The organism is Gordonia gummivorans (genome assembly GCF_022513585.1).
In the GTDB taxonomy this organism is placed as follows: domain Bacteria; phylum Actinomycetota; class Actinomycetes; order Mycobacteriales; family Mycobacteriaceae; genus Gordonia.
Genome location: NZ_JAKWBF010000012.1, coordinates 64,199 through 83,667, shown reverse-complemented (window position 1 = coordinate 83,667; position 19,469 = coordinate 64,199). Strand labels below are relative to the sequence as shown.

The 19,469-nt window shown below is 66.5% G+C and carries 19 protein-coding genes; 12 read left to right on the top strand and 7 right to left on the bottom strand.

All coding sequences use genetic code 11. The features are described from left to right. Positions 1-45: 45 nt before the first annotated feature. The 3 genes from MKW15_RS11130 to MKW15_RS11120 all read left to right on the top strand — a co-directional run bounded on the left by MKW15_RS11130 (position 46) and on the right by MKW15_RS11120 (position 3,637). Entirely contained in the window at positions 46-1,296 is a 1,251-nt protein-coding gene (locus tag MKW15_RS11130) for an acyl-CoA dehydrogenase family protein (protein ID WP_240857682.1), read from the top strand. 14 nt (positions 1,297-1,310) lie between these two features. Further along, on the top strand, positions 1,311-2,375 hold the full coding sequence (locus MKW15_RS11125) for a phosphotransferase family protein (RefSeq protein WP_240857681.1): 1,065 nt from the start codon (positions 1,311-1,313) through the stop codon (positions 2,373-2,375). Between the two features lie 602 nt (positions 2,376-2,977). Further along, complete coding sequence (locus tag MKW15_RS11120; RefSeq protein WP_240857680.1) at positions 2,978-3,637, top strand: hypothetical protein; 660 nt, start codon at positions 2,978-2,980, stop codon at positions 3,635-3,637. Here MKW15_RS11120 and MKW15_RS11115 read toward each other — a convergent pair. Further along, on the bottom strand, positions 3,619-3,867 hold the full coding sequence (locus MKW15_RS11115) for a DUF2530 domain-containing protein (protein ID WP_240857732.1): 249 nt from the start codon (positions 3,865-3,867) through the stop codon (positions 3,619-3,621). The two genes, MKW15_RS11120 and MKW15_RS11115, sit on opposite strands and share 19 nt — an antisense overlap. A 22-nt stretch (positions 3,868-3,889) precedes the next feature. On the opposite strand from MKW15_RS11115, the gene MKW15_RS11110 reads away from it, so the two are divergent. Next, a complete protein-coding gene (locus tag MKW15_RS11110; protein WP_240857679.1) occupies positions 3,890-5,371 on the top strand; it encodes an NCS2 family permease in 1,482 nt (493 codons plus the stop codon). 116 nt (positions 5,372-5,487) lie between these two features. After that, positions 5,488-5,928 carry a MarR family winged helix-turn-helix transcriptional regulator gene (locus tag MKW15_RS11105; RefSeq protein WP_240857678.1) on the top strand — a complete coding sequence of 147 codons (441 nt, stop codon included), beginning with the start codon at positions 5,488-5,490 and terminating at the stop codon, positions 5,926-5,928. A 7-nt stretch (positions 5,929-5,935) separates the two neighbouring features. Here the strand turns inward: MKW15_RS11105 and MKW15_RS11100 are convergent, their stop codons facing one another. Continuing rightward, on the bottom strand, positions 5,936-7,171 hold the full coding sequence (locus MKW15_RS11100; RefSeq protein WP_240857677.1) for a GNAT family N-acetyltransferase: 1,236 nt from the start codon (positions 7,169-7,171) through the stop codon (positions 5,936-5,938). Positions 7,172-7,268: 97 nt separating this feature from the next. On the opposite strand from MKW15_RS11100, the gene MKW15_RS11095 reads away from it, so the two are divergent. Together MKW15_RS11095 and MKW15_RS11090 are read left to right on the top strand one after the other, a co-directional pair. After that, the gene (locus MKW15_RS11095; protein ID WP_240857676.1) at positions 7,269-8,123 is read left to right on the top strand and encodes a TrmH family RNA methyltransferase; all 855 of its coding nucleotides are present in this window, start codon (positions 7,269-7,271) and stop codon (positions 8,121-8,123) included. Beyond that, a complete protein-coding gene (locus MKW15_RS11090; protein WP_240857675.1) occupies positions 8,120-8,413 on the top strand; it encodes a DUF2537 domain-containing protein in 294 nt (97 codons plus the stop codon). Before MKW15_RS11095 ends, MKW15_RS11090 begins: the two co-directional genes overlap by 4 nt. Before the next feature lie 687 nt (positions 8,414-9,100). Here the strand turns inward: MKW15_RS11090 and MKW15_RS11085 are convergent. The 4 genes from MKW15_RS11085 to MKW15_RS11070 form a co-directional block, all read right to left on the bottom strand. Then, a complete protein-coding gene (locus MKW15_RS11085) occupies positions 9,101-9,877 on the bottom strand; it encodes a DUF6928 family protein (protein WP_240857674.1) in 777 nt (258 codons plus the stop codon). A 3-nt stretch (positions 9,878-9,880) separates the two neighbouring features. Continuing rightward, a complete protein-coding gene (gene sepH / locus MKW15_RS11080) occupies positions 9,881-10,969 on the bottom strand; it encodes a septation protein SepH (protein WP_240857673.1) in 1,089 nt (362 codons plus the stop codon). A gap of 188 nt (positions 10,970-11,157) precedes the next feature. Further along, the gene (serC, locus tag MKW15_RS11075; protein ID WP_240857672.1) at positions 11,158-12,303 is read right to left on the bottom strand and encodes a phosphoserine transaminase; all 1,146 of its coding nucleotides are present in this window, start codon (positions 12,301-12,303) and stop codon (positions 11,158-11,160) included. Positions 12,304-12,334: 31 nt separating this feature from the next. Next, positions 12,335-12,640 (bottom strand): hypothetical protein, encoded by a 306-nt coding sequence (locus tag MKW15_RS11070; protein ID WP_240857671.1) that lies wholly within the window; start codon positions 12,638-12,640, stop codon positions 12,335-12,337. 537 nt (positions 12,641-13,177) lie between these two features. On the opposite strand from MKW15_RS11070, the gene MKW15_RS11065 reads away from it, so the two are divergent. The 4 genes from MKW15_RS11065 to MKW15_RS24550 all read left to right on the top strand — a co-directional run bounded on the left by MKW15_RS11065 (position 13,178) and on the right by MKW15_RS24550 (position 17,400). Beyond that, positions 13,178-13,849 carry a TetR/AcrR family transcriptional regulator gene (locus MKW15_RS11065; RefSeq protein ID WP_240857670.1) on the top strand — a complete coding sequence of 224 codons (672 nt, stop codon included), beginning with the start codon at positions 13,178-13,180 and terminating at the stop codon, positions 13,847-13,849. Continuing rightward, a complete protein-coding gene (locus tag MKW15_RS11060) occupies positions 13,846-14,739 on the top strand; it encodes an ABC transporter ATP-binding protein (protein WP_240857669.1) in 894 nt (297 codons plus the stop codon). The genes MKW15_RS11065 and MKW15_RS11060 overlap by 4 nt, the downstream gene beginning before the upstream one ends. Beyond that, the gene (locus tag MKW15_RS11055) at positions 14,739-16,361 is read left to right on the top strand and encodes an ABC transporter permease (RefSeq protein WP_240857668.1); all 1,623 of its coding nucleotides are present in this window, start codon (positions 14,739-14,741) and stop codon (positions 16,359-16,361) included. The genes MKW15_RS11060 and MKW15_RS11055 overlap by 1 nt, the downstream gene beginning before the upstream one ends. Positions 16,362-16,821: 460 nt before the next feature. Continuing rightward, positions 16,822-17,400: a DUF559 domain-containing protein gene (locus MKW15_RS24550; protein WP_240857667.1), complete on the top strand. Its 579-nt coding sequence runs from the start codon at positions 16,822-16,824 to the stop codon at positions 17,398-17,400. Positions 17,401-17,485: 85 nt separating this feature from the next. On the opposite strand, the gene MKW15_RS11045 is transcribed toward MKW15_RS24550, so the two are convergent. Beyond that, on the bottom strand, positions 17,486-18,613 hold the full coding sequence (locus tag MKW15_RS11045; RefSeq protein WP_240857666.1) for a citrate synthase 2: 1,128 nt from the start codon (positions 18,611-18,613) through the stop codon (positions 17,486-17,488). A 139-nt stretch (positions 18,614-18,752) separates the two neighbouring features. On the opposite strand from MKW15_RS11045, the gene pdxH reads away from it, so the two are divergent. Next, on the top strand, positions 18,753-19,448 hold the full coding sequence (gene pdxH / locus MKW15_RS11040; protein ID WP_276614861.1) for a pyridoxamine 5'-phosphate oxidase: 696 nt from the start codon (positions 18,753-18,755) through the stop codon (positions 19,446-19,448). Positions 19,449-19,469: the final 21 nt, after the last annotated feature.

Here is a 19,469-nt window from a genome sequence, read left to right as displayed (position 1 = left end):
CCCAAGTGGCTGCGGTGGCGACCCGCGCCACGTACGGTCATCGACATGGATTTTTCTCCGTCACCGCGATCGGCAGATCTGACCGAGCGGGTTCGAGCATTCATCGCCGCCGAGGTCGACCCTGTCGAGCCGGACATCCACCGCGACATCGCGAGCCGTCGCGAGGGCGGTGGTGACCCGTGGGTGCCGTCGCCCCTGATCGCCGAACTGCAGGCCAAGGCACGCAAGGAAGGACTGTGGAACCTCTTCCTGCCCGAGGCGCACGCAGGGCAGTACGCAGCTGACTTCGGGACCGACGGTGGCGCCGGGCTGTCGAATGTCGATTACGCTCCGCTCGCCGAGGCGATGGGTGCATCGACGCTCGGTCCGTTGGTCTTCAACTGCAGCGCACCCGACACCGGGAACATGGAGGTGCTGCTGCGTTACGGCACCGCCGAGCAGCGGTCGCAGTGGTTGGAACCGTTGTTGCGCGCCGACATTCGCAGCGCCTTCTGCATGACCGAGCCGGGCGTCGCCAGTTCGGATGCCACCAACATGGCCGCCACGGTGGTGCCCGACGGCGAGGACGTCGTCATCAATGGCATCAAGTGGTTCTCGACAGGCGTCGGACATCCCGATTGCAAAGTACTGATCTTCATGGGCGTCACCGACGCGGAGGCCGATCGGCATGCTCGGCACACCATGGTGCTCATCCCGATCGACGCGCCGGGTGTTCGGGTCGAGCGGATGCTCACCACGATGGGCTACTTCGACGAGCCGTTCGGGCACGGCGAGGTGTCGTTCACCGATGTGCGGGTGCCGGCATCCAACGTCCTGCTCGGGCCCGGTCGGGCCTTCGAGATCGCCCAGGGCCGACTCGGCCCGGGCCGCGTCCATCACTGTATGCGCGCCATCGGGCTTGCCGAACGAGCTCTGGAACTCGGTGTGCGACGCGCGCTTTCGCGCGAGGCATTCGGGCGGCCACTGGCCAAGCTGGGCGGCAACTCCGAACGTATCGCCGATGCCCGTATCGCGATCAACCGGTCGAGGCTGTTGGTCCTGCACGCCGCATGGCTGCTCGACCAGGGCATGGGTCGCGAGGCGCTCTCCGCAGTGAGCGAGATCAAGGTCGAGGTGCCCAACATGGCGCTCGACGTCATCGACCTCGCAATCCAGCTGCACGGCGGCGGCGGACTGACCGACGACTTCCCGCTGGCGGCGGCGTGGGTGGGTGCACGGTCGCTGCGTCTCGCCGACGGGCCCGACGAGGTCCACCGCAGCGTCGTCGCACGCCTGGAACTGGCCAAGTACCGATAGTGAGAGGACAGGACATGGCTGAGGGGGAGAGCGGGGCCACCGCAGTCCGGGCCGAGGACGAGTTCGACGTCGAGCGGGTCGCGTCCTGGCTCGGCGAGAATGCGGGCATCGGCGAAGTACCCGAGGTTCGGCAGTTCTCGGGCGGTGCGTCGAATCTGACCTACCTGCTGCACTATTCGGACCGGGACCTGATCCTGCGCCGTGCACCGCGCGGCACCAAGGCCCGCGGCGCCCACGACATGGGACGGGAGTACCGAATCCAGTCGCGGCTGGGCACAGTGCTGCCCTACATCGCACCGCTGGTGGCCTTCTGCGACGACGACGAGGTGCTCGGTGCGGACTTCTACGTGATGGGCCGCATCGACGGGGTGATCCCGCGTCGGGACTGGCCTGCCGACGTGCCGCTCGACGCCGAGAAGGCCCGACGGTTGTGCCACAACTTCATCGACACGCTCGTCGAACTGCATTCTGTGGATCCGGAGAACGCCGGACTCGCCGACCTCGGCAAGGGTTTCGGCTACGTTCGCCGACAGGTCGACGGCTGGACCACCCGGTTCCGCAACGCGCACACCGACGACGTGCCCGAGTTCGAGGCCGAGATGGCCTGGATCGCCGAGCACCAGCCCGACGACGTGGCGAACTGCGTCATCCACAACGACTACAAACTCGACAACGTCGTCCTCGACAACGCCGACGTCAGCCAGGTGATCGGCATCCTGGATTGGGAGATGGCGACCCTGGGCGATCCGTTGATGGATGTGGCCGGTTCGCTCGCGTACTGGGTCCAGGCCGACGACGACGCCGCGATGCAGGCCATCCGGCGGGTCCCGACCAACCTGCCCGGCATGGTGTCGCGTCGCGAGTTCGTCGAACGGTACTGCGAGCGAATGGGTTTCGACATGACCCCGGATCGCTGGCGCTGGTACGAGGCGTTCGGGCTGTTCCGGGCGGTCGTGATCGCCCAGCAGATCTACTACCGCTACTACCACGGTCAAACCCACAATCCCGCGTTCGCACGGATGGGTGACGCAATCGGACTGCTGGGCTCGCGCATGCGGGCGACGATCGCGGGGGAGTGACTCGGCGAGCCGCCGGACCACTGAAAGTAGCGGAGGTTCTTCCCCTACTTTCTGCCCCTGCTTGTGAGTCGTCCGCGAGAAAATCCGCGGGGAGGACTCCAGGAGTAGGGGACGAGTTTCTTCCCCTACTTTCGGTGCGGCTCAAGGCCGGACGACCACCCGTCCGAGTGAGCGTTGGCATGTCGCGACTTAGAAACCGCGTGTCTGGTCAGAAACCCGATGCGCGCCAGCGGTTTCTGGCCAGGCCTGAGGTTTCTGGCCGCATGCGCGGATTCTTGAGCAGGCTCACGCAATTCCGCCTCCACGATCGCCGACGCCGTCGGCGGGTGGGTCGCTGATCCGAAGAATACTGCTTTCGGCCTGCTGACCTGCGGGAATCTGTACCTGGGAGCCCAGTCAAGTGCACAGTGGATGTGGTCGGGCTGGGGCGTACAGACATCCGACGGGATTGGCGGCGTGTTCCTGTGGTCTCACCGGACGCCCCCGGCCCTTCCCGGCTCCACGACTGCCGACGGCGTCGGCAGTACGAAATCAGCGGTTCTTGTTCACACGCCGCCAACTGCTCGCTATGCTTCATATATGAAACGTGAAGTGAGACCGGTGTGACGGCGACGGCCATCGTGGTCGGGGTGGTGGCCGTCCTCGTCGTACTCGGAGTCCTCGGGCTGCTGGCGCTGTTCGTCTTGTACGGACTGGCGTCGAAGCCCAACCGCTTCGCGGTGCGGGATATGACGCTCGATGACGTCGACGACTACATCGAGCGTCGGGCGGCGTTCGCGATCACCATCGTGGAGACCACGCCGCTGCCGCGCCGCGAGGTCTGGGAGCGCCTGACCGAGGCGCCCTACCTGAGTTCCCTGCCGTTGCTGCGGGGTCCCGAGTGGTCGGTGTCCGGATCTGAGCGCGTCGCGGTCGGGGCGACGCGCACCATGTCCGGCACCGTCCTCTCGGTTTCACAGCGTCTCGCCGATGTCGAAGAGCGGGAGCGGATCGTGCTGATCGGTACCGGTGTGTCGGTGCCCTTCGCCATCAAGAACTTCGCGGAACGCTTCACCCTCACCGATGGCGAACGCCTCAACACGGTCACCGTGACGTGGGAGATCGCCGGTTCACCGAAGTGGGTGGGCTTCCTGCCGTGGCGCTGGGCTGCTCCGCTGATCCGGCCGGTACTCGCGTTTGTCCTGCGGCATATCTTGCGGCTCAAGCCATTCCGGCGTCCAGGGACGACGGCCGGCCGCGCGGGTCAGTCCAGCCCCTCCTGAGCGCCGCGCGCGCCTCGGCGCACACCGGCGCGCTGAACGCCGACGATCGTCGTTCCCAGCAGGCCAACCCCCAGGCCCACCAGGCAGACCGCCAGTGCGCGGTCGCCGCCGGTGCCGGTGGCCCAGACGACCACAGTGGCCACGGCCCAGGCCAGCATCCCGACGACGATCACCGGTTCCGGCGCACGCAACACGCGTGGGAGTTGCGGGATCTGCGCTGCGTCGACCATGCCACCAGGGTAGCTTTCGAGGGTGCCCACCGATTCGTCGAGCGAGCCCACCACACCGTCGAACGCGCCCGGGGCGCTTGACCGGTTCTTCAAGATCTCCGAACGTGGCTCCGCGCTGAATCGCGAGGTCCGCGGCGGCCTCGTCACCTTCTTCACGATGTCCTACATCGTGCTGCTCAACCCGATCATCATCGGCGGTATCCCGGCCACCGACGGCCAGCCCGCGAAGAACGCCGACGTCCTGGGCAACGTGCTGCCGCTGGCGCAGGTCGCCGCGGTGACCGCCCTGGTCGCAGGCGTGATGTCGATCCTGTTCGGTCTGGTTGCCAACTACCCGTTCGCGATTGCGACCGGGCTGGGTATCAACAGCCTGCTCGCCGTCACGATCGCCCCCGAGGTGACGTGGCCCGAGGCCATGGGACTGGTGGTGATCGACGGCATCATCATCGTGCTGCTCGCGGTCACCGGGTTCCGCACGGCGGTGTTCAACGCGATTCCGGCCGAGCTGAAGGCCGCGATCGCCGCCGGCATCGGCGCGTTCATCGCGTTCATCGGCTTCGTGGATGCCGGGTTCGTCACCAAACCCGAGGCAGGCACCACGCCGGTCCAGCTCGGCAGCGAGAACTCGATCACCACCGTTCCGACGTTGATCTTCACGATCGGTGTCTTGGTGATGGGTGTCCTGGTGGTGCGGAAGGTCCCCGGCGGCCTGTTGATCGGGATCGTCATCATGTCGGTGGTGGCGATCATCGCCGAGGCGGTCTTCGATCTCGGTTCATCCCAGGACAATCCCGACGGTTGGAGTCTGTCCATCCCGCAACTACCCGATGGTCTCGGCGGGCTGCCCGATCTCGCGCTCGTCGGCAACGTCGACGTCTTCGGTGCGTTCACACGGATCGGGGTGCTCGCGGCGTCGGTGTTCGTGTTCGCCCTGGTGCTGTCGAACTTCTTCGACGCGATGGGCACGATGACCGGCCTGGGCAAAGAGGCCGGTCTGGCCGATGACAAGGGAAATCTGCCCGGGATCGGTCGGGCGCTGGTGGTCGAGGGCACCGGCGCCATCGTCGGTGGTGCCGCGTCGTCGTCGTCGAACACGGTCTTCGTCGAATCGGCCTCGGGTATCGCCGAGGGCGCGCGGACCGGCCTGGCGAACGTGGTCACCGGTCTGCTGTTCCTGGCCGCCATGTTCCTGACCCCGCTCTACGAGGTGATCCCGCTGGAAGCGGTGACGCCCGCGCTCGTGGTGGTGGGTGCACTCATGATCGGTCAGCTGCGGTCCATCGACTTCACCCGCTTCGACTACGCACTGCCGGCATTCCTGACAGTGGTCGTGATGCCCTACACGTATTCGATCGCCAACGGCATCGGCGTGGGATTCATCAGTTGGGTCGTCATGGCCACCGCTGCGGGCAGGGCACGTTCGGTCCATCCGCTGATGTGGGGGATCGCGGCGATCTTCATCGCCTACTTCGCGAGGGCGCCGATTTCGGATTTGCTCAACTGAACATTCTCACCCAGTTGGTATGAATTGGGAAACGGTTGTCGTCTGATTGGCCCAATTGGCCTGGTCTGCGCTGCGTAAACAGGGTGAACGACTAGTTAGTGAACTACGCTAAGCGCGTGCACTCACCGTACGGGGACGGGAGCCTGGCGGGCGATTTGTCGCTGGCCGTGGTCCGATTCGCGCGGCGCCTTCGGGGGCGCCGCGAGAACAAGCTTGTTTCACTCACTCAGTTGTCGGCGTTGTCCACACTGCACCACGAGGGGCCGATGACGCCCGGTGCACTTGCAGCCGCCGAACGCGTCCGCCCGCCGTCGATGACCCGGGTGATCGCCTCGCTGTCCGATCTGGGCATGATCAAACGCGAACCGCACCCGACGGACGGCCGGCAGGCGATCGTGACGCTCGCCCCGGCGGGGATGGAAGTGGTCACCGAGGAATTGGCGGCCCGCAAGGCGTGGCTCAGCGACCGGCTTCGGGAACTCACGCCCGACGAGCGCGACACCCTCCGCGACACGGTGCTGATCCTCAACAAGGTCCTCGCCGACACCGAGGACTGATTCGCCGTCAGAAGAACGTGCCCGCAAAGGGTGCGCGTTCGGTGGCGAAGGCCTGGTCGAGCGACTGCAGGATCTCCGGCGATGCGGTCCACAGCCGACCTGCCGCCGCGAACGTCGACGGCCGGATGCCGCCGAGATAGATCGATGACAAGACGGCGGTGTCGAGCCGTACGGTCGGCGTCGCGGATGACGGTGCGACGATCGCACCCCCATGGCGGACGGCGACATCGAAAACACCTCCGTGCCCACGGAATTCGTCGACGACCTCGATCACCGCGTCGAGGTCCGCGGCATACTGCCGGGCGCCGAGTGCCGCAGGAACGTCGAGAATGCGCAGCCACATGGTGTCGGCGCGTCCGGTCAATTCGACGGCGCGCAGGTCCGTGAGTTTCGCGGGCAACGGGTCGTCGGCGGGGATCGCGGCGGTCACCGACGGGATCAGGTCGAGGCTCGTGAGCACGCGCCACAGTTCCGTGTGTGCATCGTCGGTGGCCGTGACCACCTCCTTGACCTCGGCGTGCACCTTGCCCGAATCCTGCTTGATGATCCGGTAGGACGCATAGCCGTCGTCGTGCAGGAGATAGTGCAGTCCGCTCCCGGCGAAAGGTCGTTCGGAGGGGCGGTCGGCCAGCAGCGGCCGCCACCACGCCGGTGTGCGACCGAGTGCGCCGGGGGTGGTGCGAGTCCAGCGGGCATGCAAGTCGGGAACCGCCGCGTCCACCTCGTCGCCGTCGGCATAGTGGACCGGCGAACCCTCCGGTTGGGACGCACGCATCCGTGCTCGTCCCGGCGTGATCTTCACGTCGTGGGCGAAGGTGGCGGGCCCGAAGCCGAACCGCTCGTAGATGGTGCCCTCGCTGGCGGTGAGGATCGCGAAGATCTGACCGTCGGCCTCCCACTGCTCGAACAGCTCCGTGAGCATGGTGCGCAGGATGCCGCGCCTGCGGTGCGTGGCGGCGACCGACACCCACGACAACCCGGCCGCGTTGCGCACCGAGCCGCCCGGCACGGTCATCGTCATCCGGTAGAACATCGACACCCCGACCAGCGGCGCCGGATCGAGGGCGGCGTCGCGGACCAGGACGATGTCGGAGTCGGCGACCTTGCCCCGCAGGTCCGTACGTTCGTCATCGGGCAGCGGGTTGCGCATCGCGAAGGCACGCGCGTCGGTGGCGATGATGTCGTCCCAGTCGGCGTCGGTGGCGCGTCGCAGGGACAGCCCGCTCGTAGAAGTGATGGTCACACCTCCACCGTATCCATCCCGGGCCGGCGATCGTCGCAACCCTTCGCGTTGCGGCGCGAGTGCCGGCGATGATGCGCGGCGATGGCACACTGTTGCGGTGCCGGAACTCGCCGTCGACGTGATCGACATCGACGACCCCGCCGATCCGCGGGTGGACGATTTCCGCGACCTCAGCTCGGTCGATCGTCGTCCCGACCTCCCGACGCTGCCGGGTGGCCGGCCGGGAAAGGCGTTGGTCGTCGCAGAGGGCGTGCTGGTCGCACAGCGGATGATTGCGTCGCGGTTCGCGCCGCACGCGTTTCTCGGGGTAGGCAAACGTCTCGACGAACTCGACACCGATCTGCGGAGCGGTGCGTTGGCCGGCGTTCCGTTCTACCGAGCGACTGCCGACGTGATGGCCGAGGTGGTCGGGTTTCACCTCAATCGCGGTGTGCTCGCCGTCGCCCGACGCGCACCGGTCCTCTCCGTCGATGCCGCTCTCGAATCCGCGCGCAGCGTGGTGATCCTCGAGGGCGTCAACGATCACGAGAACATCGGCAGCATCTTCCGCAACGCCGCGGGACTCGGTGTCGACGCGGTCCTCTTCGGCGCCGGCTGCGCCGACCCGCTCTACCGGCGGTGCGTCCGCGTGTCGATGGGGCACGCACTGCTCGTGCCGTTCGCACAGTTCGACGAGTGGCCCTCTGGTCTCGACGCCGTGCGCGACCAGGGTTTCCGCCTGGTCTCTCTCACTCCGGATCCCGCTGCGGTGACGCTTGCGGATGCGGTGCGGACGGAGAAGGTCGGGTTCCTCGTGGGTGCGGAAGGCCCGGGACTCACCGCGTCGGCCATGGCCGCCACCGATGTGCGCGCACGAATTCCGATGAGTCGCGGTACCGATTCGCTCAACGTCGCAACGGCCGCGGCGATCGCGTTCTATGAACGCGTCCGGTCCGGCACGATGGAGGGATGACCGGCGGCGCAGAACACCCCGCGGAACCGACTCCGTGGTTGTTCGGACTGATCGTCGCTGTGGCGTGCGCGGTCTTCGCGACGCTGGTCCTGATCGGGCTGTACGACCTCGTCGGCAACGCGCAGCGGTGGCTGGGTCTGGTGGCGGTCGCGGTGGTCGCCGGCGGGCTCGGCTGGACCCTGTGGGAGTTGCGTTTCCGAGCGGTGCTGCGCTGGATCGTCTGGGGCCTGCTACTGGGGATGCTCGCCGGCGCCGCGTCGTCGGTGGCTTTGTTCGCCGTGGGTCGTTGAGTTGGCGCCTCACGGAAGTCCGCCGACCGGCCGGCCATCCGCCACGCATCGTGCTCGGTTATCCCCCATCGGTGGTCGATGCGCTGAAAAGCGTTCTGCGCCAAGTACGGTCTCCGCATGCCATCTACGTTTCAGGCTCTGGCTGTAGCGCTTCTTGCACTCCTTCCAGGTGCACTCTGCGAAGTTGCGCGGGAGCGGAGATCAGGCTGATGGGGCCTGCGCGGAACCGATCAGACCGGAGGCCAGACTCTTCGAACTAGCGACCGACTCGCCGACGTCGTCGGCGATCGTGGAGGCGGGAAGAGTGCGGCCTCATCGCAGAAACCGCATTGGTCGCCAGAAACCGCTGGTGCACCTCGGGTTTCTGACCAGACACGCGGTTTCTGAAACCACGACTCGCCGACGACGCGCGTGGGAGGTCGGCGAAGCCGCCGTCGCGGTCAACCATCACAGAGGTCCCTGGCGAGCGCAGACCTCGGACTCCGAACATCGTCGTCGAGCACAGAAAGCGCTCTTTGCTGCCAAGAAACTAGGGGAAGAAAACTCGTCCCCTACTCTTGGAGTCCTCCCCTAGGAATTTCTAGGGGACGACTGTGAACCCCGGGGAAGAAGTTCTTCCCCTATTTTCAGGGACAGAGCACTGTGGCGTTTGCCCAGGTCAGAGCGTCGGTCACCGAACTCTTCGGATCAGCCGCCGAAGCCGAAGTACCGTGCGATCCGTCCGCGTTTCGGTGCCGGTTCGGCTTCCTCGGTCACGGGTGTGCTCGGACCGTTCTGATCGCGATAGGCCGACAGATCGGTTTCCGTCGGCTCATAGTCGGATGGGTGGATCACGAAGCCGGTCACCGGGATTCGACGCGGATCGAGATCTGGTTCGACGACGGGCGGGGTGAACCGGAATCCGAGCCACGCCCGATTGGATTCCTCGGCGAACTGCGAGGGATGGAAGGGCAGCGCCATCGGTTCGGCGGGCACACCTTCGGCGTAGCGCAGCGGAACCTCACCACCCCAGAACGGGCCCTCGAAGGTGAACGGCAGTCCCTCGTCCTCGTCGATGTTGACCGGGTCGGCGGCGAACGAGCGGCGCAGGCTCCCCGATTCCCATCGGGCGAACACGCCGAGGGAGTCGTCGGGGTTGGTCCACAGCAAGGTCGACACCGCGCTCGGGCGGATCGTGGCGATCGTGCGGGTGAGGGTGGACGGTCGTCGCGTCGCGAACAGGGAACACGACACCACGGCCAACGGTCCGTAGCAGCCGGCGTAGACGTGGGAGTCCTGCGCGCCGGCAGCAGTGACCAGGTCGGTGTCGATGGCAGGCACGAGGACGCTGTCGCCGAAGATCTGGGTCGCAAGCTCCTGCGCGTGTCCGACGTCGTTGGGAAGGCCCTGCTCGACGTGGGCCCTGAGCGCATCGACGGGTTGGTCGGTGTCGATGAACCAGAGCGTGACGGCGCGCGCGGCCACCGGTCAGCTGCTCCCGTTGCTGCGCACGCCGAGCAGTACGTCCTCCCACGCAGGCACCGCGGGTTTACGCGATTTGCGTCGACGCTGCTTGTGATCGGCCGGGCCGCTGTCGGCACCTGCCGGGATGGGGTCGACAGCAGACTCCTCGGTGGAGGAATCCTGCGCGGGCGTCGGGTCGCTGGGGGCCGCGTCGGGCTCGGAAACGTCCCCGGGCCCGACGCGGGGATCGGGGTCCGCGACCGTGAAGTCTGTGGTCGAATGCACGGTCGACGAATGATCGTCGGATCGGTTCGACGGCGGAACCTGATGCGGCTCGTCATCGATCGCGTCGAAATCGAAGGGGACCGTGCCGTGTGCGTCGGAGTCGGGGAGCCGACGTTCGAGTCGGGCGCGTTGGGCGCCGATCACGGAGTTGGCGTCGACCGTGACCGCCTCATGTCCATCGGCGGCGACGTCGACCGGCGGGGTCAGCTCGGGGGTCGCAACCGGAGTCAGGCGACGTCGCGGGGCAATCCATTCCGGGTGGCTGAGCTCGTCGGCGAGGTCGTCGAGAGGGTCGACGGTGCCGCCGTGGGAGCCCGGTTGGAAGCGCCAGTGCGCAGCGTTGTCCGAGCGTCCGACCTGCCAGGTCACCTGGACGACCCAGTATCCGTCCTCGCCCTTCCACGCGTCCCAGGCTGCGTCCTGCGGATTCTGGCCGTAGGCCATGAGCGCTTCGGTGACGGACTCGTCGAGGGTCGACAGTGACGGGCCGTCGTGTCTGATCGGGTGAGCGTGGCCGGCCAGTTCGGCGGCGCGGGTGCGCTCCAGGAGCACCGGATGGGCGAAGCGTTCGATCTTGTCGACCGGCGCCCCGGCGATGGCCGCGACTTCGGCGACCGTGGCTCCCGCCCGGATGCGTGCTTGGATTTCGCGGGGTCTCAGTGCACTTTCCATCTCGATCTCGATCTGTCCCAATCGTGAGATGTCGCCGCGGGCCGCGGCTCGCAGACGTTCGTCGGAGGCGACGCGGAACTTCTCACCGGACTCAGGATCCTGGCAGATCACATGCGCGCCATCGGTTTCTACCCCGACGACCCGGAGCTCACGCATCTGCTCCTCCTCCGCTGAGTGCTGCAATTCCATCGCCACACTAACCGTTGCTCTGATGAATCCACGGTTGACACGCGGCAAAACCGCAGTTCAGAACTACTGTGGCCATAGATACACGCGTGATCGATGTGGTCATTGGTGTCCACGGTACGCGCGAAGTCAACCCCGCTCACACGGGGCGGCGTCGGTCAGAGACGCTCGACGATGTAGTCGATGCACTGGGTCAGTTTGGTGACGTCCTCGGGATCGATGGCCGGGAACATGCCGATGCGCAGCTGGTTGCGGCCGAGCTTGCGGTACGGCTCGGTGTCGACAACCCCGTTGGCGCGCAACGTCTTCGCGACGGCCGCGGCGTCCACCTCGTCGTCGAAGTCGATGGTGCCGACCACCTGGCTGCGATTCGACGGCTCCGCGACGAACGGTGTCGCGAACTCGCTCGCCTGCGCCCAGTCGTAAAGCCGCGAAGAGGAGTCAGCGGTGCGCGACACACACCAGTCGAGTCCGCCGTTGCCGTTCATCCACTCGATCTGATTCGCGAACAGCAGCAGCGATCCGACGGCAGGCGTGTTGTAGGTCTGGTTCTTGCTGCTGTTGTCGACCGCGGTCGGCAGCGACAGGAACTCCGGGCACCAGCGGTCGGTCTCCGCGATGCGTGCGACCCGCTCGAGGGCGGCCGGGCTCATCAGTGCAACCCAGAGTCCGCCGTCGGAGGCGAAGCACTTCTGCGGCGCGAAGTAGTAGACGTCGGCGTCGGCGATGTTCACCGGAAGACCGCCCGCACCCGAGGTCGCGTCGATCGCGATGAGCGCGTCGTCGGACTCGGCGGGGCGGACCACCGGCACGGCCACGCCGGTCGACGTCTCGTTGTGTGCCCAGCCGATCAGGTCGACGCCGCCGAAGTCATCGGCGGTCAGCGCGGCCGGATCGGGGGCGGTGCCGGGCTCGGTGGAGATGACCGCAGGCGAATCGAGGAACGGTGCCTTCTTGGCGACCGTCGCGAACTTCGATGAGAACTCGCCGTAGGTGAGGTGCAGCGACCGACGCTTGATCAGGCCGAACGCCGCGGCATCCCAGAACGCGGTGGTGCCGCCGTTGGACAGCACCACCTCGTAGCCGTCGGGCAGCGAGAACAGGTCGGCGAGACCGGCGCGAATGGAGCCGACGACGTTCTTCACCGGCGCCTGACGATGGCTGGTGCCGAACACCGATGCACCGGTGTCGACCAGCGACTGCAGCTGTTCGGGACGCACCTTCGACGGCCCGCAACCGAAGCGACCGTCGGCAGGCAACAGATCGGCGGGCAGGGTGATGGGTGCGGTGGCGGTATCGCTCATGCTCGCAATTCTAGGGTTGTGGCCGCGACCACTATGGTGCGGCCCTGGTGGCCGCGTCGATCCCGGCCCGCCAACCGGGCGCGCGGCAACCGTCGGGCAATCCCGCGTCCTCGGTGTCGACCCCGCTCGCCGTCAACAGCCAGGCCAGGACAGCGTTCGAGTTCCACATCTCCGACGTCCCGGGTGCACGTCGGCCCCAGACGTGCGCAGGAACCGACGCGGTGAGGTCGACGACGCTCCGTGCAACGGTCTCGTCGTCGGGGACGGAGTGGCTTGCGATCGCGTACGCGAGGTCGGGGATCGGGCCGTCGCGCCAGCACCGGATCTCGTAGCGCAACAACCTCGACCTTCCCAGGACGCGCAGGCCGACGGGCCGGTCACCGTCACACCGCGATCGGCAGCGGGTACACCCCAGGCGGGCCTGTTCGATGACGTATCGCCGATGTCGACAGCCGACGCGACTCGTCAGTATCCGAAGCCGCCCGGTGGTATCCCGTGGGTCGGGTCCTTGGGGGCGTTCGCCATGAAGCCGCGTTGGGCCTGGCGGTAGTGGGTACGCCACTCGGGGAAGGCCATGAATCGGTGGCCTGCGATGCGGCGATAGCTGCGGTACTGGATGTGAACGGTCCGGAACGTCCCAGCGACGCGAGTGCGAGCCGCCGGGCTTCGCCCACTGCCGCCGATTGTTCGTCCGCAGACAGTTCCGGTCCCTCGTCGGTGAAGATCGTCGTGATCGACCGCATGGCGCTCCCTGTCTGCTGCCTGCGAGTTTAGGCGGTCTCGGGCACGGTCGCCCGGATCGTCATGCGCCGGGATGACGTTGGCCGACATCTCACCCTTGACCGGGACTGAACGCGCGTTTAATGTATTTAACATGCGTTCAACCACGGCCGACGACCGAACGACGCGTGCACGGATACGTGACGCGGCGATCGAGGTGTTTGCCCGTGACGGCTTCGACGCGACGGTGCGCACGATCGCCGACGCCGCGTCGGTCAGTCCGGGGCTGGTGATCCACCACTTCGGCAGCAAGGACAATCTCCGCGCCGAGTGCGACTCGTATGTCCTGACCCGCACCCGCGACGACAACCGGCGGAGCCTCGAGAAGGACGCAGGTGCATCGCCGTTCGGGGCGTTGTTGGCCCAGATGGACACCGTCGAAGACAGTGGCCCGCGCATCATCTACATCGTGCGGAGCCTCCAGTCCGGTGGTGCGATGGCGCGCGAGCTTCTCGACCACCTCGCCACCGACGGCGAGGCGACCTTACGGGCGGGCGTGGCCGCGGGCACCGTCAAACCCGCGATCGACGAGGCCGCCCGCGCCCGCTACCTGCTCGCGCAGTCGATGGGGGCGCTCCTCGTCGACGTCGTGATGTATCCGCCCGACGACTGGTCGGATGCCGGAGCCATCCTGCGGTCCTACGTCGATCGGGTGGTGGTCCCCGCCACCGAACTGGCGGTCCACGGCGTGATGGCCGACGAGAGTTTGCTCGATGCGGTGCTCGCGCACCGGACCGGCGCCAACCGAGAGGACGAAGGTCAATGAACACTCCGGTGATCGAGGTTGCGGGACTTCGCAAGCGGTTCGGGAGATTTCACGCTCTTGACGGCCTGGATCTCACCGTCGAACCCGGGGAGGTCGCGGGATTCCTCGGCCCCAACGGTTCGGGGAAGTCGACGACGATCCGGATTCTGCTGGGCATGTACCGCCACGACGGCGGTACCGCAAAGGTATTCGGACGGCATCCGCTGACCGATGCGGTGGCGATCCATCGGCGCCTCGCCTATGTGCCGGGCGATGTCAATCTGTGGCCGCAACTCACCGGCGGCGAATGTATCGATCTTCTGCTCTCCTTGCGCGAGGTTCGCTCCCAATCTGCCACTCGCAAAGCCGAACTCATCGAACGATTCGAACTCGACCCCACCAAGAAGGCGTCGACGTTGTCGAAGGGTAACCGGCAGAAGGTCGCGCTCGTCGCCGCGCTGTGTTCGGACAGTGAACTACTGATCCTCGACGAACCGACCTCCGGACTCGACCCGCTGATGACACGTGAGTTCACGCAGTGTGTACGGGAGAGAGCCGCAACGGGATCCGCGGTTCTGATGTCGAGCCACATCCTCGCCGAGGTCGAGGAACTGTGCGAAACGGTGACCATCATCCGGGCCGGCAAGACGGTGCGGTCGGGCACGCTGACCGAGTTGCGGCATCTTCGGCGGTCGCGCGTCACGGTCACCCTCCGCGACGATCCGGCGGGCCTCGAACGTCTTGCCGCCGTCCACGATCTGGTCATCGACGGCCACCAGGCGACGTTCACCGTCGACGAATCCGGTCTTGCCGAGGTCACGCGTGCGCTGGCCAATCAAGGTGTGACAGCGCTCGCGGTCGAACCGCCCAGTCTGGAAGAGCTTTTCCTGCAAGCATATTCGGAGGCGTGATGACTGCACCTGCCGAATTGTCGATCTCCCGGGACGCGTTCGCCAACACGGGGAAACTGCTGCGGCTCATGCTGCGTCGCGAGCGCTGGACGATGCTGATCACGTTCGTGGTGTTCGTGGCGCTGAACGTGTCGACGGCAGCATCGATCGCCAGTGGGTATTCGACGACCCAGGAAAGGCTCGGAGCGCAAGCGGGTCTCGGCGGCAATGCCGCGTTCCGGTTCCTGCTCGGACCGCTGGACCACATCGATTCCACCGCGTCGATGACCGTGTGGCGGGCCGGCCTGTTCATGATCGCCGCGCTCGGTGTCTGTGTGGTGCTTCTGGTGGTTCGCCAGACCCGCAAGGAGGAGGAACTCGGGCGAACCGAACTGTTGCGGGCGTCGGTCACCGGGCCGCTGGCGCCCGTGGTCGCGGCGGCCGTCACCGCTCTGCTGTTCTCGGTGGTCGTGGCATTGGGTATGTCGCTCATGCTGTTTCCGCTCGGTGCGGGCCCGATGGATGTGGTCGCGGTGTTTGCCCAGTATGCGACGACGGGTCTGGCTGCGGCCGGGGCTGCGCTCGTCACGGCGCAGGTGGCGAAGACCTCGCACATCGCGAACTTGGCGGCCGCGTCGGTGGTGTTGGTGGGCTATCTCTTGCGCGGGGTCGCGGACGCGATCGACGGCTGGGATTGGCTGCGGTGGGTCACTCCGCTGGGCTGGGCGCAGTTGATCGACCCGTTCGGCGCCAACAACCTGTGGTTCGCGCTCGCGTCGATGGCGGTGTTCGTCATCGGCCTGGCGTTGGCGTGCAGCGTGGTGATGCGGCGCGATCTCGGCGCTGGACTCATCGCCCCGCGGCCAGGGCCGGCGTGGTCGGACCGACTGCGGTCGGTGCTGTCGATCCACGGGTGGCTGACGGTGCCGTTGCTCGCGTCATGGGCTGGTGGGGTGGCGGCATACGGGCTCATCGTCGGGTTCATGCAGCCCTCCGTCGAGCAATTGGCGTCGGGCAATTCACCTTTCGAGGATGTCGTGCGATCCTCCGAGCTCGGCGCAGACCTGAGCACACTGTTCGGGATGACGATGATGGGGTTCTTCGCGGTCGCCGCGAGTGCGTGGGCGGTGAATGTTGCCACCCGTATGCGTGCGGAAGAGGAGTCGTCGAGAACCGAGCTGATCCTGTCCAGTCCGACGTCGCGCACCCGCCAGCACCTCGCCTATGTCACGATCGCGGCGGGCGGTGTGGTGGTGATCCTGCTGTTGGCGGTCGCGGCGATGACGGTCGGGAATGCGATCGCGGGCGGCAATTGGTCGTCGGCCGGCTCCGATGCCCTGCGCGCCGGCGCGGCCCAGATTCCGGCATCGCTCGTCATGGCCTCTGTTGCTCTGGCGCTGTACGGTTTTCGATCGTCACTCGTGCCGGCCGGGTGGATTCTGGTGATCGCCGCACTGTTCTTGGGTCCGTTGTCGGGGATGTTCGGTCTCCCGCAGTGGGCCGAAGACCTCTCGCCGTTCACGCACACACCGCAGGTCCCGGTCGCGCGGATGCAGTGGACCCCGATCGTCGTGATGCTGTGTGTCGCCGCAGTGGTGACGGTCGCGGGATGGGCTGCCTTCCGCCGTCGCGACGTCGGCTGACCGTGCGTCCCAAACCGTTGACCGTGCGTCCCAAACCGTTGACTGTGCGTCCCAAACCGTTGACCGTGCGTCCCAAACCGTTGACCGTGCGTTCTGAATCGGGAACGACGCCGACGGAGGGAACCGGATACGGCTGGGTTGCGTCCAACTTCACATGACAACAATTCGGTCAGAATCCCCGGGTCTCGTTCGGCGACGCCGGACTCTCGAACAGAGCGGGATGACACCACCAGAGTTCAGCAAGGCCTTTCGGCACCTGCGTAACGGAAACTCGATCGATCGATCGGCAATCCTGAGCGCGCGTGAGTGGATCATCAACACGGCTCGGTCGGCCCAGGGCGATCCCGTCGTGTGTGGGACCGCAGCGAGCATCATGCTTGGAACTGAGTGGTACGACGATGATTTCACGATTGAGCTGATTCGACAGCCGACCTGCTCCGGCCGCCCCGCAGAGGGATCGGTGACGCGCAGAGTGGACCTCGACGCGGCAGACATCGTGATGATCGACGGCATCAAGGTGACCTCCCCATTGCGGACGGCATTCGATCTCCTGCGGATCAAGCCTGCTTGGCGGGCACTCGGATACGTCTCCATGCTCGCCCGCGCCGTCGAAATCGATCCCAAGGAACTGCTGCGATACGCGCAACGCCAACGACATGTTCGTCACGTCGTGCAAGCTCGAGAACTCGCCCTGCTCGTGGACAAGCGAGCGGAGTCGCCGCCGGAATGCTGGGTGGCCCACCTGATGTTCAAGGCGGAATTGCCGACGCCCGACGTACAGATCAAGGTGGCCGACGAGTCGGGCTGGGTCTTCGCGAAGATCGATCTCGGATACGAGGCCCTGAGAATTGGGATCGAGTACGACGGTGAGGATTTTCACTCGACACCGGAACAGCAAGCGCACGATGAGGAACGTCAAGCCAAGTTGGAAGAGCTGGGCTGGATCATCATCCGTGTCGACAAGAAGCGACTTCGCGAGGATCCATTCGGGGTCGTCGTCGAGATCAACACCGCGTTGCGAGCGCGTGGGGCTTACTGATGCACGGTCAACGGATTACGACGCACGGTCGACGGATTACGACGCACGGTCAACGGTTTGGGGTGCACGGTCGACGAGGTGACGGTCAGAGGCCGGGCTTCACGACGTCGCCCCAGCCTTCGACGTCCTCCGGGCGTCGCGGTGCGGGGCCGGTGTAGATCGCGGCGGGTCGTACCAGCTTGCCGAGACGCTTCTGCTCGAGGATGTGCGCGCACCAGCCGGCGGTGCGGCCACACGTGAACATGGCGGGCATCATGTGCGTCGGGACCTCGGCGAAGTCCAGGATCACCGCGGCCCAGAACTCGACGTTGGTCTCGATCGCGCGGTCGGGACGACGCTCACGCAACTCGGTGAGGGCGGCCTGCTCCAACGCGGCCGCCACCTCGTAGCGTGGAACGCCGAGATCCTTTGCGGTGCGACGCAATACGCGTGCACGGGGGTCCTCGGCCCGGTACACCCGGTGACCGAAGCCCATCAGCTTCTCCTTGCGGTCGAGGATGCCCTTGACCAATGCGCGTGCGTCGCCGGTCTCCTCGACCTCCTCGATCATCGGCAGTACTCGCGCCGGAGCCCCACCGTGCAGCGGTCCCGACATAGCGCCGATCGCGCCCGACAACGACGCCGCGACGTCGGCCCCGGTCGACGCGATCACCCGCGCGGTGAACGTCGACGCGTTGAGTCCGTGTTCGGCGGCGCTCACCCAGTAGGCGTCGATCGCCGCGATGTGACGCGGGTCCGGGTCGCCCTTCCAGCGGGTCATGAATCGCGCGGTAACGGTGTCGCATTCGTCGATGACGTGTTGCGGTACCGCTGGCTGATGGATGCCGCGCGCCGACTGTGCGACGTACGACAGCGCCATCACCGACGCCCGGGCGAGATTCTCGCGCGCGGTGGCGTCGTCGATGTCGAGAAGTGGTTCGTAACCCCAGATCGGGGCGAGCATCGCCAATGCGGCTTGCACGTCGACGCGAACGTCGCCGGTGTGGATGGGCAGCGGGAACGGTTCGGCGGGCGGCAATCCGTCCCCGAACTTCCCGTCGACCAGCAGCGCCCACACGTCGGCGAAGGTGACCTTGTTCTCGACGAGGTCTTCGATGTCGACGCCGCGGTAGCGGAGATTGCCGCCATCCTTGTCGGGTTCGGCGATGTCGGTGGTGAATGCCACCACGCCTTCGAGACCGGGGACGAAATCGTCGGGAACCGTGTTGGACATGCTGATCTACCCCTCGTCGACACGCCATCGTGTGCTGAGTTGATACGAACTAACTGAACTGTAGGACAGTCCGCCCCCGTCGGCATACCGGGGAGTAGCCTTTCCAAGGGTGGCGGACCAACCGATAGACCTTCCGAACATGCGCGTCGGATATGGCGGCGGTATTCCGCCGAACATCGGCGAAGGGGATCGCGCCGCCGGTGCCGACGGCATCCGAGAGAATCTGGACCCGAGCTGGCTGCGTGGTGATCCGCCCTGGCTCGAGCTGTTCACGGTGTGGCTGCGCGAAGCGGTCGACGCGCGCATCGCCGAACCGAATGCCATGGTGCTGGGCACCACCGACGCCGAGGGTCATCCCGCCACCCGCACCGTCCTGTGCAAGGGGGTCGACGCGAGTGGCATCGTCTTCTTCACCGGCTACGACTCCGACAAGGGCCGCGACCTCGCCGCCCATCCGTTCGCGTCGGTGACCTTTCCGTGGATCGCCCTCGAGCGTCAGGTGCATTTCCGTGGACCCGTCGAGCACGTGAGCATGGAGGAAACCGAGGCCTACTGGTTCAACCGGCCGCGCGGCTCGCAACTGTCGGCGCTGGCCTCCGACCAGTCCCGGCCCATCGGCACCCGCCCCGACCTCGAGGCGAAGGCCGCTGCCGTGGCCGAGCAGTTCGGTGGGTTCGACGGCGACGCAGACGTTCCGGTGCCACCCACCTGGGGTGGGTTCCGGCTGATTCCGACCGTCGTCGAGTTCTGGCAGGGCCGCGCGAATCGCCTGCACAACCGGGTACGACTCACGCACTCCGACGACGGCTGGCATGCCGGTCGGCTACAGCCCTGACCGACCCGGGAGCTTGACCCC

What these genes read in the sequence shown, in the direction of transcription:
- MKW15_RS11130 (WP_240857682.1), top strand. Translation starts at nt 46, where the DNA reads ATGGATTTTTCTCCGTCACCGCGATCGGCAGATCTGACCGAGCGGGTT.
- MKW15_RS11125 (WP_240857681.1), top strand. Translation starts at nt 1,311, where the DNA reads ATGGCTGAGGGGGAGAGCGGGGCCACCGCAGTCCGGGCCGAGGACGAG.
- MKW15_RS11115 (WP_240857732.1), bottom strand. Translation starts at nt 3,867, where the DNA reads ATGGTCGACGCAGCGCAGATCCCGCAACTCCCACGCGTGTTGCGTGCG.
- MKW15_RS11090 (WP_240857675.1), top strand. Translation starts at nt 8,120, where the DNA reads ATGACCGGCGGCGCAGAACACCCCGCGGAACCGACTCCGTGGTTGTTC.
- sepH (WP_240857673.1), bottom strand. Translation starts at nt 10,969, where the DNA reads ATGCGTGAGCTCCGGGTCGTCGGGGTAGAAACCGATGGCGCGCATGTG.
- serC (WP_240857672.1), bottom strand. Translation starts at nt 12,303, where the DNA reads ATGAGCGATACCGCCACCGCACCCATCACCCTGCCCGCCGATCTGTTG.
- MKW15_RS11065 (WP_240857670.1), top strand. Translation starts at nt 13,178, where the DNA reads ATGCGTTCAACCACGGCCGACGACCGAACGACGCGTGCACGGATACGT.
- MKW15_RS11060 (WP_240857669.1), top strand. Translation starts at nt 13,846, where the DNA reads ATGAACACTCCGGTGATCGAGGTTGCGGGACTTCGCAAGCGGTTCGGG.
- MKW15_RS11055 (WP_240857668.1), top strand. Translation starts at nt 14,739, where the DNA reads ATGACTGCACCTGCCGAATTGTCGATCTCCCGGGACGCGTTCGCCAAC.
- MKW15_RS11045 (WP_240857666.1), bottom strand. Translation starts at nt 18,613, where the DNA reads ATGTCCAACACGGTTCCCGACGATTTCGTCCCCGGTCTCGAAGGCGTG.
- pdxH (WP_276614861.1), top strand. Translation starts at nt 18,753, where the DNA reads ATGCGCGTCGGATATGGCGGCGGTATTCCGCCGAACATCGGCGAAGGG.